Origin of the sequence: Comamonas sp. NLF-1-9, from assembly GCF_019195435.1 — a bacterium.
Lineage (GTDB): Bacteria > Pseudomonadota > Gammaproteobacteria > Burkholderiales > Burkholderiaceae_C > Comamonas_C.
Map to the genome: position 1 here is coordinate 1,077,027 of NZ_CP078069.1, position 12,687 is coordinate 1,089,713.

The 12,687-nt window shown below is 69.7% G+C and carries 7 protein-coding genes; all 7 read right to left on the reverse strand.

Annotation, left to right across the window (positions count from 1 at the left end):
- Positions 1-233: 233 nt before the first annotated feature.
- Positions 234-482, reverse strand: coding sequence for a DUF2249 domain-containing protein (locus KUD94_RS05250; RefSeq protein WP_218238746.1), 249 nt, complete (start codon positions 480-482; stop codon positions 234-236).
- Between the two features lie 97 nt (positions 483-579).
- Positions 580-1,572: a patatin-like phospholipase family protein gene (locus KUD94_RS05255; protein WP_218238747.1), complete on the reverse strand. Its 993-nt coding sequence runs from the start codon at positions 1,570-1,572 to the stop codon at positions 580-582.
- Positions 1,572-3,650 carry an NAD-dependent DNA ligase LigA gene (gene ligA, locus KUD94_RS05260; protein ID WP_218238748.1) on the reverse strand — a complete coding sequence of 693 codons (2,079 nt, stop codon included), beginning with the start codon at positions 3,648-3,650 and terminating at the stop codon, positions 1,572-1,574. The genes KUD94_RS05255 and ligA overlap by 1 nt, the downstream gene beginning before the upstream one ends.
- Positions 3,650-4,750 (reverse strand): cell division protein FtsZ, encoded by a 1,101-nt coding sequence (locus tag KUD94_RS05265; RefSeq protein ID WP_218238749.1) that lies wholly within the window; start codon positions 4,748-4,750, stop codon positions 3,650-3,652. Before KUD94_RS05265 ends, ligA begins: the two co-directional genes overlap by 1 nt.
- An 11-nt stretch (positions 4,751-4,761) precedes the next feature.
- Positions 4,762-8,274 (reverse strand): chromosome segregation protein SMC, encoded by a 3,513-nt coding sequence (gene smc / locus KUD94_RS05270; RefSeq protein ID WP_218238750.1) that lies wholly within the window; start codon positions 8,272-8,274, stop codon positions 4,762-4,764.
- Positions 8,275-8,455: 181 nt separating this feature from the next.
- Positions 8,456-11,608 carry an EAL domain-containing protein gene (locus tag KUD94_RS05275; RefSeq protein ID WP_218238751.1) on the reverse strand — a complete coding sequence of 1,051 codons (3,153 nt, stop codon included), beginning with the start codon at positions 11,606-11,608 and terminating at the stop codon, positions 8,456-8,458.
- A 100-nt stretch (positions 11,609-11,708) separates the two neighbouring features.
- Positions 11,709-12,602 carry a LysR family transcriptional regulator gene (locus tag KUD94_RS05280; RefSeq protein WP_218239197.1) on the reverse strand — a complete coding sequence of 298 codons (894 nt, stop codon included), beginning with the start codon at positions 12,600-12,602 and terminating at the stop codon, positions 11,709-11,711.
- Positions 12,603-12,687: the final 85 nt, after the last annotated feature.

Consider the following 12,687-nt stretch of genomic DNA (forward strand, 5'->3'; position numbering starts at 1 on the left):
AGCCGGCGCCGTGGGATGCAAGCGCAGCCCCTGGCCGCCGTGGCCATGTTCCTGGTGGGGAAGGTGGCTGGCAGACCCGGGCCGGGCGGGGAGGCCTGGCCCGGGTTCTGCGCTGGCCCCAGGGCGCGCCGGCGCCGCTGCACCACGAGGCCATGAAAAGCCAAGGGCGCCGCCCGTTGCCGCGCGGTGGCGCCCCCTGCATTTTGCGGCTGCCCTCGGCGCCGCGGCCGGCTTTACTGGCGCAGAAAGTCGATCACGATCTCGCCGGGCTCGCGCTGGCGGTATTCGATGGCCACGCCCTCGCCGTAGCGCATTTCGATCTGGTTGAGCAGCGGCAGCGGGTCGTGGTCGTTCATGAAGCGCATGGTCTCGCCCGGGTGCAGCGCATCGAGCGCGCCGAAGATGGCCGAATGGCGAAAGCGCCGCGCAATGCCGCGGGCATCAAAGGGGTAGATCGCTTCAGCGGTGGTGTGGTCGTGCATGGAATGGAAGGTGCATGTGAAATGACACTTCAGTGTAGGCCGCCGCCCCGCCCCGCACCAGCCGTGGCCCTGCTGCAAATGCGGGCAAAGGCCGGCCTCACTGCATGAAGCGGCGCAGTTGCGGCAGGCCTGCGTGCGCGGCGCGCCGGCCTTCCTCGATCGCTTCGGCGGCGCGGTGAAAGTCGAGCAGGCCCAGGTGCGCCAGGCTCGGCGCGATGACCACTTCGGGCGGGTCGCCCGCCATGCGGCTGCGGGTGATGCGCATCTGCATGATGCTCACGCTGGTCATGACCACGTCCAGCACCGAGGGCGGCTTGGCCCGCGCCGGCGCGCCGCCCGCGTGCCATGCGGGCAGCCAGGTGCGCAGGCGCTCGCGCCAGGGGTGCGGCGCGTCCTCGGCCGGCACGGGGACTTCGGGCTCGACCGGTTCGGTCGGTCCGGCCGGCTCGGGCGGGTGCTCGGCCTGCGCCGCATCCGTCTCGGGTGCGGGTGCCATCACGGCCAACGGCTGCATGTGGCGGTGCAGGATGTCGGCATTCAGGTCCACCGCGATCACGATGTCCGCGCCCATGGCGCGCGCAAGCGAAGTGGGCACGGGGTTGACGATGCCCCCGTCCACCAGCAGCCGCCCGTCGCCGCACTGCACCGGCGTGAACAGGCCGGGCAGCGCGATCGAGGCGCGCACCGCGTCGGCGATCGAGCCTTCGCGCAGCCAGACCTCGGCGCCCGAATGCAGGTCGGTGGCCACCGCGCCAAAACTCATGGGCGAGTCTTCGATGTTGAAGTCGGCAAAGTGGCTGCGCCAGAAGGCGATCAGCTTCTCGCCCTTGAGCATGCCGCCCGAGAGGCGAAAGTCCATGAAGCCGAAAACCTCGCGCATGCCCAGGCTCTGCACCCAGTCGGCAAAGCGCTCCAGCTCACCGGCGGCGTAGGCTGCGCCCACCAGCGCGCCGATCGAGGCGCCGCAGATCAGGTCGGGGCGCACGCCCTCTTCCTGCAGCACCTGCAGCACGCCAATGTGTGCCCAGCCGCGCGCCGAGCCACTGCCCAGCACCAGGCCCAGGCGCGGAGCGCGGCGGGCCAGCGCCATCAGAGCCTGCCTTCAAGCAGCGCGTGCAGCCCGGCCTCGTCCAGCACCGGGATGCCCAGGGCCTGCGCCTTGGCCAGTTTGCTGCCGGCGTCCTCTCCGGCGACGACGTAGCTCGTCTTCTTGCTGACCGAACCGGCCACCCTGGCACCCGCGGCCTCCAGCAGCGCGCCCGCCTGCTCGCGCGTGAGCGTGGGAAGCTGGCCGGTGAGCACCACGGTCTTGCCCGCCAGCGCCAGATCGGCGGCGGGCGCCGGCTCGGCTTCCTGCGGCTGCACGCCGGCTGCGAGCAACGCCTGCACCACCTCGCGGTTGTGCGGCTGGGCGAAGAAGGTATGGATGGATTCGGCAACGATGGGGCCGACCTCGGGCACTTGCATGAGCTGGTCGGTGTCGGCCTGCATCACGCGCGCGAGCTGGCCGAAATGGCGCGCCAGGTCCTTGGCCGTGGCTTCTCCGACATTGCGTATGCCCAGCGCGTAGAGAAAGCGTGCCAGGCTCGGCTGGCGCGAGCGCTCGAGCGCCGCGCGCAGGTTCTGCGCCGACTTTTCACCCATGCGATCGAGCGCGGCGAGCTGCGCGGCGTCGAGCGCATAGAGCTCGGCCAGACCATGAATGATGTCGCCATCGACGAGCTGGTCCACCAGCTTCTCGCCCAGACCCTCGATGTCCATCGCCTTGCGGCTGGCAAAGTGCAGCAGCGCCTGCTTGCGCTGCGCCGGACAGAACAGGCCGCCGCTGCAGCGGTGGTCGGTCTGGCCCGGCTCGCGCACCACGGCAGAGCAGCAGACCGGGCAGTTGCGCGGCATGTGAAAGTTGGCCGCGTGCTGCGCACGAGCGCCCGGCACCACGCCGACCACTTCGGGAATCACGTCGCCCGCGCGGCGCACGATCACCTGGTCGCCCACGCGCACGCGCTTGCGCCGCAGCTCAAACAGGTTGTGCAGCGTGGCATTGGTCACGGTGGCGCCGCCCACGAAGACGGGCGCCAGGCGCGCCACCGGCGTGAGCTTGCCGGTGCGCCCCACTTGCACGTCTATGCCTTGCACCGTGGTCACCATCTCCTGCGGCGGGTATTTGTGCGCCACCGCCCAGCGCGGCTCGCGCGTGACGAAGCCCAGGCGCCGCTGCAGCTCCAGGCTGTTGAGCTTGTAGACCACGCCGTCGATGCCGTAGGCGAGCGTGGCGCGCGCCGCGCCCATGCTTGCGTGAAACGCCACCAGCTCGTCGGCGCCGCGGGCCACGCGCACCTGCGGCGCAACCGGAAAACCCCAGGCCTTGAGCTGCTGCAGCAGCGCGTACTGCGTGCCGAACTCGGGTCCGCCCGCTTCGGGCGGCGTGAGTTCGCCCACGCCGTAGGCAAAGAAGGACAACGGGCGCTGCGCGGCGATGCGCGCGTCGAGCTGGCGCACCGAGCCGGCCGCGGCATTGCGCGGGTTGACGAAGCTCTTGTCGCCTGCGCCTTGCTGGCGCGCGTTCAGCCGCTCGAAGTCGGCCCAGCGCATGTAGACCTCGCCGCGCACTTCAAGCAACGCCGGCGCGTCTGCCGGCAGGCGCAGCGGGATCTGGCGGATGGTGCGGATGTTGTGCGTCACGTCCTCGCCCACTTCGCCGTCGCCGCGCGTGGCCGCTTGCACCAGCAGGCGGCCCTCGTAGCGCAGGTTCATGGCAAGGCCGTCGAACTTGGGCTCGGCGCAGTATTCAACCGGCGCATCGCTCTCTTGCAGCCCAAGCTCGCGGCGGATGCGCGCGTCAAACGAGCGAGCGCCGCTTGCCTCGGTGTCGGTTTCGGTGCGGATGCTGAGCATGGGCAGCGCGTGGCGCACCGGCGCGAGGCCCGGCAGCACGCTGCCGAGCACGCGCTGCGTGGGCGAGTCGGGCGTAGCCAGGTCGGGGAAGGCGGCTTCCAGTTGCTCCAGGCGCTGATAGGCGCGGTCGTATTCGCCATCGGGCACGCTCGGGGTATCGAGCACGTAGTACTCGTGCGCCCAGCGGCGCAGGCTGGCTTTGAGCGCATCGATTTCGATAGCTGCTTGCGCTTTGCTGGCGGGCGTTTGCGCCCTGAAAGTATCTGAATCCATCAGCTGAACACGCGCCGCGCAAGCACCGAGCCGGCCGAGAGCTCGCGCTCGTCGAGCTGGTCGTAGAGCTGCTCCAGGTCGGCGGCGATCGGCTCCATCGCCATCGCCGGCAGGATCTGGCCTTCGGGGTCGCAGAGCACGCCGTCCATGCTCTGGCACAGCTGCGCCGCGACTTCGCGCAGGCGCGCAAAGGGCTGCTCGCCGCGCGGCACCTGGGGCACGTCGAGCTCCAGGCTCACCTCGCGCAGCGCCGAGCGCTCGGGCTCGTCGGACATCGCCGCCTGGGCGTCGTAGCCCAGGGTGAGCAGCGGCGGCGAGCCGGGCTGCGCGGCGGGCAGCACCAGGCGCCCCGGCATGGTGCCGATGACAAAGCCCAGCGGCGCCGCGCTCTGCTGGATGTAACCCGGGCTCCAGGCGGCCTGGCGCGCGCGCAGCGTGAAGCTGAGCTGCGCGTCGTGGCTGCTGGCGAACTGGTCGAGCTCGCGCGCGCGCGCCACTTCGTGCAGCATGTCGGGGAACTCGGGCGCGGCGTTGATCGCGTCGGCAAAGGCCTGGCTCTTGGCAACGAACTCCGAGAACTCGATCTCGTTGAGCGCGCCCAGCCGGTTGGCCAGCTGCACGCCGGCCTGAAACTGCCGGTAGCGCTGGCCGGGGCGCGGCTTTTCCCATTGCTGCGTGGCCTCGTTCAGGCCTTCGACGGCAAAGGGCTTGCTGCCCACGCGCCGGGTGTGCGGCAGCGCGGCCAAGGCCGCGTCGCCCGAGACCTGCTGCTCGGCGGTGATCGGCACGATCACGTCGACGAGTGCATCGAGCGCGCCGCGCTGCGCCGCGGGCGCGCCCTCCAGGCCGGGCAGCGGGGCCGGGTCGATCTGCAGCTCCTGCCAGCCCTGAGCGCCCTCCGGGTCGTCGGGCGCCAGCCCTGGGGCGCCCGCGTCCAGCAGCGGCTCGCGCCGGCCCGGCTCGGGCGCGGCGTGGCTGGCGGCTGCCGGCGCGCGCGCGCGGCGCGGCGCGTGGCGGCGCGTGTTCCAGGCGTTGTAGGCGACGACGGCGATCAGGACGATCGCGCCGATGATGACCAGGGCCGTCTGAAAGGAACTCATGATGGTGGTGTTCAGGCTTGGGCCATCGTCAATGCGCTGGCCATGTCCACGGCAACGATACGCGAAACGCCCTGCTCCTGCATGGTCACGCCTATGAGCTGCTCGGCCATTTCCATCGCGATCTTGTTGTGGCTGATGAAGAGGAACTGCGTGCCCCGGGACATGCTGGCGACGAGCTTGGCGTAGCGCTCGGTGTTGGCGTCGTCCAGCGGCGCGTCCACTTCGTCGAGCAGGCAAAACGGCGCGGGGTTGAGCTGGAAGATGGCAAACACCAGCGCAATCGCGGTGAGCGCCTTTTCACCGCCCGAGAGCAGATGGATGGTCTGGTTCTTCTTGCCCGGCGGCTGGGCCATGACCTGCACGCCGGCGTCCAGGATCTCGTCGCCGGTCATGATGAGCTGGGCGCGCCCGCCGCCAAAGAGCTCGGGGAACATGGTGGAAAAGTGCTGGTTCACCGTCTCGAAGGTGCCCGACAGCAGGCTGCGGGTTTCCGCGTCGATGCGCCGGATGGCGTCTTCCAGCGTGTTCATCGCCAGTTGCAGGTCTTCGTCCTGCGCCTGCAGGAAGCCGTGGCGCTCGCGCGCCAGTTCCAGCTCTTGCAGCGCGGCGAGGTTGACCGGGCCGAGCTGCTCGATCGCGCGCTGCCATTGCTCGATCTGCGCCTGCAAGCCTTCGGGCTGCACGCCGCCTTCGGTGATGGATTGCTGCAGCGCGCCGAGGTCGGCCTCGGCGTCGGTGAGCAGCTTGTCGTACTGCTCCTGCGCCAGGCGCGCGGCCTGCTCCTTGAGCTGCAGTTCGGTGATGCGCGCGCGCTGGGGTTCGAGCTCGCGTTCGGTTTGCATGCGCAGCTCGTCGCTCGCGCGCAGGCGCGCCGTGAGCGCGTCGTAGTCGCTGCGCTGGCTGGCCAGGGCTTGTTCAAATTCCAGCTTGGTTTGCAGCGCCTGCTGCAGCCCGCCCTGGGCGGCGGCGTCGGACAGGCGGGCGAGCTCTTCGCGGGCGCGCTCGCTCTCTTGCGCCAGCGCCTGGCTTTGCTGCTCGGCCATGGCGACTGCGCGCTCGAGCTCGGCGCGGCGTGCCTGCAGGCTGCGCTGGGCAAACTGCGCCTCTTGCGCGCGCCGCTCGAGCTGGCGCTGCTGCTCGCGCCACTGGCTCAGTTGCTGCTCGGCGGCGATCACGCGGTCTTGCAGTTGGGCTTCGCGCTCCTGGCTGTCGGCCAGCTGCAGGTCCAGCTCCTCAAAGCGGCCTTCTGCGCTGGCGGCGCGCTCGTGCAGTTCTTCGAGCTGGGCCTGCAGCTCCTGCAGGTCGCTCTCGATCTGGCGGCCGCGCTCGCGCGCCTGCTGCACCGCCTGGCTCAGGCGCAGCAGCTCTACCTGCTCGGCATGGGCCTGGGTCTGCGCCTCGGCGGCTTCGCGGCGGGTGCCGAGCAACTGCGCGTTGGTCTGCTGGTAGCTGCTTTCAGCGCGCAGCAGCGCGCCGCGGGCTTCTTCGGCCATCAGGCTCTGGGCGCGCAGCTCTTTTTCCAGGTGCTCGATCTCCTGCGCGCGCGCAAGCAGCCCGGCCTGCTCGGAATCGGGCGCATGAAAGTCCACTGCATGGGCGCTGACGGCGTGGCCTTCGCGGGTGTAGATGGCTTCGCCCGGCTGCAGCTCGCCCCGGCGCGCCAGGGCTTCATCGAGCGATGCGGCGGTGTGGCAGCCGTGCAGCCAGTCGGCCAGCACGGCGTGCAGGCCGGCGTCGTCGGTGCGGACCAGGTCGGCGAGTTGACCTGAGCCTGCGCTGGCCGCGGGCGCATCGGTGCGGCTGTAAAAGCTCAGGCGCGCGGGAGGCGTGCCGCCGGCGCTGGCAAAGCCGCGCACGCGCTCGAGCTGCCCCACGGGCAAGGCCCCCAGGCGCTCGCGCAGCGCGGCTTCAAGCGCCGACTCCCAGCCGGGCTCCATGCGCAGGTGCGTCCACAGGCCTTGCAGGCCGCCCAGGCCTTGCTCGGCGAGCCAGGGGGCGAGCTTGCCGTCGGTCTTCAGGCGCTCTTGCAAGTCCTTGAGCGCGCCCAGGCGGGCGGTGAGCTGCGCATGGCGCGCGCTCTCGTCGTTGACGGCCTGCTGGCAGGCACGGCGCGCGTCGTCGCGCACCGGCAGCTCTTGCTGCAATTGCTCCAGCCGCGCCTGCGCCTGCTCGGCCAGCTCGGCCGCGGCGCTGCTGCTGGCCTGCAGTTGCGCCAGGCGCGTTTCGTCGGGCACGGTGAGCGCACCCTGGTCGGCGCGCAGGCGCTGCAGGCGCGATTCGAGCTGGCGCTGCTGCTCCTGCAGGCTGCGCTGCTCGGCGGCCAGCACCTGAATCTGCTGCTGCACCTGGGCGACCTGCTGGCGCTGGGCCTCGCTCTTGCTGCGCGCCTGGTGCAGCGCGTCTTCCAGCCCAGGCAGCTCTGCGGCCTGCTCTTCGGCCTGGGCGGCCAGCAGCTCGGCCTGCTCCTGGGCGTCGTCGCCGCCGGCGGCCAGTTGGTCCAGCTCGGCGCGCGCATCGCCCTGGCGGGCGCTCCATTCCTCGATCTGCGTGGCCAGTTGCGCCAGGCGCTGCTGCACGCGCTCGCGGCCTTGCACCACATAGCGGATTTCGGCCTCCAGCCGCCCGACTTCGGCGGTGGCTTCGTAGACCTTGCCCTGGGCCTGGTTGACCGCGTCGCCTGCGGCGTAGTGGGCCTGGCGCACGGCCTCCAGCTCGGCCTGCACGCGGCGCAGATCGGCCATGCGCGATTCCAGGTCGTTGACCGCCTGCAGCCCCTGGGTGCGCACGGTATCCAGCTCTTGCCCCGCGCTCTGGCGCTTGAAGTACCAGCTTTGCTGCTGGGCACGCTGGGCCTGCGCTTGCAGGCGGTGGTAGCGCTCGGCCACTTCGGCCTGCTTTTCCAGCTTGCTCAGGTTGCCCGAGAGCTCGCGCAGGATGTCTTGCACGCGGGTGAGGTTCTCGCGCGTGTCGGCCAGGCGGTTTTCCGTCTCGCGCCGGCGCTCCTTGTACTTGGAGACGCCCGCGGCTTCTTCCAGGAACAGGCGCAGTTCCTCGGGGCGGCTTTCGATGATGCGGCTGATCGTGCCCTGGCCGATGATGGCGTAGGCGCGCGGGCCCAGGCCCGTGCCCAGGAACACGTCGTGCACGTCGCGCCGGCGCACCGGCTGGTTGTTGATGTAGTAGCTGCTGCCCCCGTCGCGCGTGAGCACGCGCTTGACGGCGATTTCGGCAAACTGGTTCCACTGCCCGCCCGCGCGGTGGCTGGCGTTGTCAAACGCCAGCTCGACGCTCGCGCGGCTCGCGGGTTTGCGGCTGGTGGTGCCGTTGAAGATCACGTCCTGCATGGACTCGCCGCGCAGTTCGCTGGCGCGCGACTCGCCCAGCACCCAGCGCACCGCGTCCATGATGTTGGACTTGCCGCAGCCGTTGGGGCCGACCACGCCCACGAGCTGGCCCGGCAGTTGCAGCTGCGTGGGCTCGGCAAAGGACTTGAAGCCGGAGAGTTTGATCGAGGTCAGGCGCACGGCGGGCGGTGCAAGGCGGGCATCAGGGCAGGCAAGGCGGCAATCATACCGTGGGCGCCGCGCCCGATGGTTTCAATAAAATACGACTTTAGCCCTTGCGGTACTTGCGCGTGCAGCTATCAAATGCAGAGTTTGACTCCGGGGTCTGGCATGCCGCGGGGGCGCATGGCTGCGCGCAGGCTCAATACTGCGCGCCCGGCGCGGGGGCGCGCGCGTGCACCAAGGCCTCGAACGCCTCCAGCGTCACCGGCTTGCTCAGCAGATAGCCCTGCCACATGTCGCAGCCATTGCGCTCCAGGAATATGCGCTGTTCTTCGGTCTCGACGCCCTCGGCGATCACCTCCAGGTCCAGGCTTGCGCCCAGCGCGATGATGGTGCGCGCGATCGCCGCCTCGTTGGGGTCGGTGAGCACGTGGCGCACGAAGCTCTGGTCGATCTTGATCTCGTCCAGCGGCAGTCGCTTGAGGTAGGACAGCGAGGAATAGCCGGTACCGAAGTCGTCGAGCGAAAAGCGCACGCCATAGCCCCTGAGCTGGCCCATCTTGGCGATGGTGGCCTCGATGTCGCCGATCAGCATGCTCTCCGTCAGCTCGAACTTGAGCAGCCGCGTGGGCGCGCCGGTGGTCGCGAGCGTGGCCAGCACCTGCTGGGCAAATTCGGGCTGGCGAAACTGCAGCGCGCTGACGTTGACCGACACGCTCAGGTGCCCGAGCAGCGGGTGCATGCTCCAGCGCGCCAGCTGCTCGCAGGCGCTCTTCATCACCCATTCGCCCAGCGGCAGGATCAGGCCGGACTCTTCGGCCAGCGGCACGAATTGCAGCGGCGACACCAGGCCGCGCTCGGGGTGGTTCCAGCGCACCAGCGCTTCGGCGCCGATGATGCGCCCCTGCTGCACCTTGGGCTGGTAGTAGAGCTCGAACTGGCCGGTTTCTATGCCGCTGCGCATGTCGCTCTCGAGCTGCACGCGCTCGGCCACGGCCACTTGCATCGCCGGATCGAAAAAGCGCAGCAGCCCGCGCCCCGCCGCCTTGGCCGCGTACATCGCCATGTCGCTGCGCTTGAGCAGCTCTTCAGCGGACACGACTTCTTCACGCCCGAAACGCGCCACGCCCACGCTCAGGCTGGCCTGCAGCGGCCGGCCCTGGCCTATCTTGTAGGGCTCGGCCACGGCCTCAAGCAGCTTGTCGGCCAGGTTCTGCACTGCCAGCGCCGCTTCCTCGGCGCTGCCCGCAAGGTCGCCAAGCACCACGACGAACACGTCGCCGCCGTGGCGCGCCACGGTGTCCTGCGCCGGCACGCGCCCGCTCAGGCGCCGGGCCACCAGCGCCAGCAGGCGGTCGCCGACCTCGTGGCCAAAGGTTTCGTTGATGGTCTTGAAGCGGTCTATGCCCAGCATCAGCACCGCGCCGTACTGGCCGCTGCGCGCGGCGCGCTCCACCGCCTGCTGCAGGCGCTCGAGCAGCACCCGGCGGTTGACCAGACCGGTGAGCACGTCGGTGCGTGCCAGGTAGGCGATTTCCTGCTCGGCGCGCTTGCGCTGGCTCTCGTCCACCATCACCACGATGTGGCCCGTGCCTGCCGCCATGCCCGAGAGCTCCACCTCACGGCGCGTGCCGCCCTTGGCGGTGAGCACGAAGTTGACCGGCCGTATCGTGCCGTCCACCTCGAACTGGGCCGCTTCGCGCGCGGCCTGCCAGGCGGCGCGCGCACGCTCGCGCTCCTGTTCGTCGGGCACGACGCAGTGCCACCACTCGTCGATGTTGGCCACGTCGTTCATCGAATAGCCGCAGATCTGCACATGCCTGTCGTTCAAGAAGAGGATCTGGCCCTGGTCCACATGCGCCACGCCGACGGGCATGTGGTTGAAGATGTCGCGGTAGCGCTCCTCGCTGCGCGCGAGCTCGAGCTCGATGCGCTTGCGCACGCTGATGTCCTGCGCCACCACCAGGTGCGAGGCGGTCTCGTCGCCCGCGGCCTTCATCAGCGTGGCCGAGATGTCCACCCAGACCACGCCGCCGTCCTTGCGCCGGTAGCGCTTTTCCAGCCGCGAGCCCTCGGTCTGCTGGTTCACCAGCGCGCTGAAGGCATCCCAGCTCAGCTGCATGTCGTCCGCGATGGTGTAGTCGGAAAAGCGCATCTGCTGCAATTGGGTCTGCGAATAGCCCAGCAGGTCGCAGAAATACTGGTTGGCGCGCAGCACCATGCCGGTTTCCGGGTGCAACTGCACGATGCCGACCGAGGCCTGGTTGAACACCGCCTGGAAGCGGTTTTCCGAACTCTGCTGGCGCGCCAGCGCCGCGTCCGCATCCTGCAGCGCGTGCAGGCGGCGCAGCGCGAGCACCGCCACCAGTGCGGCGAGCAGCAGCGTGATCAGCACGCCCGCGGCCGCGGCCGCGGCCGGGCGGTAGCGCTCCACCTCCGACAGCAGCTGCGGCTCGGGCATGAAGCGCAGCTGCCAGCGCCGCCCGCCCACCGGCAGATCGATCTCGCGGCCGCTGGCGGCGTCCCAGGGTGTTTGCGTAAGCGCGGCCATGGAGCGCGGCTCGGATGGCAGCGACGCCGCAACCAGCCCGCGGTCGGACAGCTCCAGCGACAAGCCGTCGGTTTCACTGCTGTCCTGCAGGATCTCGAGCAGGCGCGGCACGTTCACCGTCAGGCCTATGGTGCCCATGAAGCCCTGCTCCATGCTCAGGTCCTGGGTGTGGTCGAACACGGGCAGGTTCAAGGTCACACCTATGGCGCCATGCTGCGTGAAGGGCGCGGAGGCCGCGAGCTGGCCGGTGCGCCGCGCGCGCGAATAGGCTTCGAGGGCCACCGGCTGGGAGTGCAGCTCCAGCCCCAAGCGGGCCTCGTTGCCAGGCACCGGCCAGGTGAAATCGACTACGAAATACTCGGGCAGGGTCTGCGCCGGATGCACCTTGAAGCCCAGCGGCGGGCGCCCGCTCAGGTGCGGCTGGCCCAGCGCCAGCTCTTCAAAGCCCGCGCGCTCCTGCGCCGGTACCTGGCGCACGAAGTCGATGTGGGCCACGCTCGGATGGGTGCGCATCACGTCGAGCTGCCCCAGCGCCCATTCGAAGTCGCGCCGGCTCAGGTGCGGCTCCACGCTCATCAGGTTGCGCAGGCCGGCCAGCAGGTCCACCTGCAACTCCACCTGCTGCTGCAGCGCGGCGGTGACATTGGCCGCCTTGGCCTCGAAGCGCTCGCGCACCAGCTCCTGGGTCAGCGTGCTCTGGTAGCGCCACAGTCCGTAGCTGCCCAGCAGCCCCAGGGCGAGCACCAGCGCCACCGGCAACCAATGCCAGAAAGAGTGTGGTAGACGTCGGGCTTGAGGCACGCTGCGGGATGCGGTTCAGCAAAAGGCGTGCAGCATACCGGATGCAGTGGTGTCTGAACACTGTTTGCCAAGTGCTTTACCTGCCGCGTTTGCGGCCCGCTCAAGGGCGCAGCCGCGCGGCCTGCGATTGGCCTACCTGCTTGAGGAATTCCCACACCGCCTGGATGCGCGCCTGGTGCTTGCCTTCGGCCGGCATGCTCATCCAGAAGGTGCGGGTAAAGCGCGCCTCGCGCGGCAGCACGCGGGTGAGTGAGGTGTCGCGGTCGGCCAGGAAGGCCGGCAGCACCGCCAGGCCCGCACCCGCGCGCACCGCCTGGTACTGCGCCATGATGCTGGTCGAGCGCAGCGTGAAGCGCTCGGGCGGGAATACTTCCTCGAGAAACTGCAGCTCCTTGGAGAACAGCAGATCGTCCACGTAGTTGACGAATTCGTGCTGGCGCAGGTCTTGCAGGCGCGTGATCAGCGCGCGGCGCGCCAGGTATTCACGCTGGCCGTAGACCATCAGCGTGTAGTCGGCCAGGCGGGTGACGATGACCGAGCCCTGCTTGGGCCGTTCGAGCGAGATCACGATGTCCGCCTCGCGCCGCGACAGGTGCAGCATGCGCGGCACCGCCAGCAGGTCGATGGACAGATGCGGATGCTGGCGCGTGAGCTGGGCGAGCTGCGGCGCCAGGATCAGCGTGCCAAAGCCTTCGGTCGCGCCCACGCGCACCAGGCCCGCGGGCCCGCTGCTGGAAGCGCCCGGTGCGGCCACGCGCTCGACACCGAGCGCTGCCGTCTCCATCGCCTCTACCGAAGGCAGTAGCTGGCGCCCGGCCTCGGTCAGGCGATGGCCTGCCGCCTCGCGCACGAAGAGCGGCGCGCCCATGCGCGCTTCGAGCTGCTGGATGCGCCGCGCCACCGTGGTGTGCTCCACGCCGGTGCGCCGCGCGGCGGCCGCCAGCGTGCCGGTGCGCGCCAGCTCCAGAAAGTAGCGCAGGTTGTCCCAATCCAGCGAAGAAGGCTTTTTCATGTGCAAATCTGCAAAGCGAAAGTGCAGCATTGTCTATTGCATATTCAAATTTGCACAACTAACATGG

Excerpts from the sequence above, each read along its gene's own strand:
- KUD94_RS05250 (WP_218238746.1), bottom strand. The coding sequence starts at position 482 with ATGCACGACCACACCACCGCTGAAGCGATCTACCCCTTTGATGCCCGC.
- KUD94_RS05255 (WP_218238747.1), bottom strand. The coding sequence starts at position 1,572 with ATGGCGCTGGCCCGCCGCGCTCCGCGCCTGGGCCTGGTGCTGGGCAGT.
- ligA (WP_218238748.1), bottom strand. The coding sequence starts at position 3,650 with ATGGATTCAGATACTTTCAGGGCGCAAACGCCCGCCAGCAAAGCGCAA.
- KUD94_RS05265 (WP_218238749.1), bottom strand. The coding sequence starts at position 4,750 with ATGAGTTCCTTTCAGACGGCCCTGGTCATCATCGGCGCGATCGTCCTG.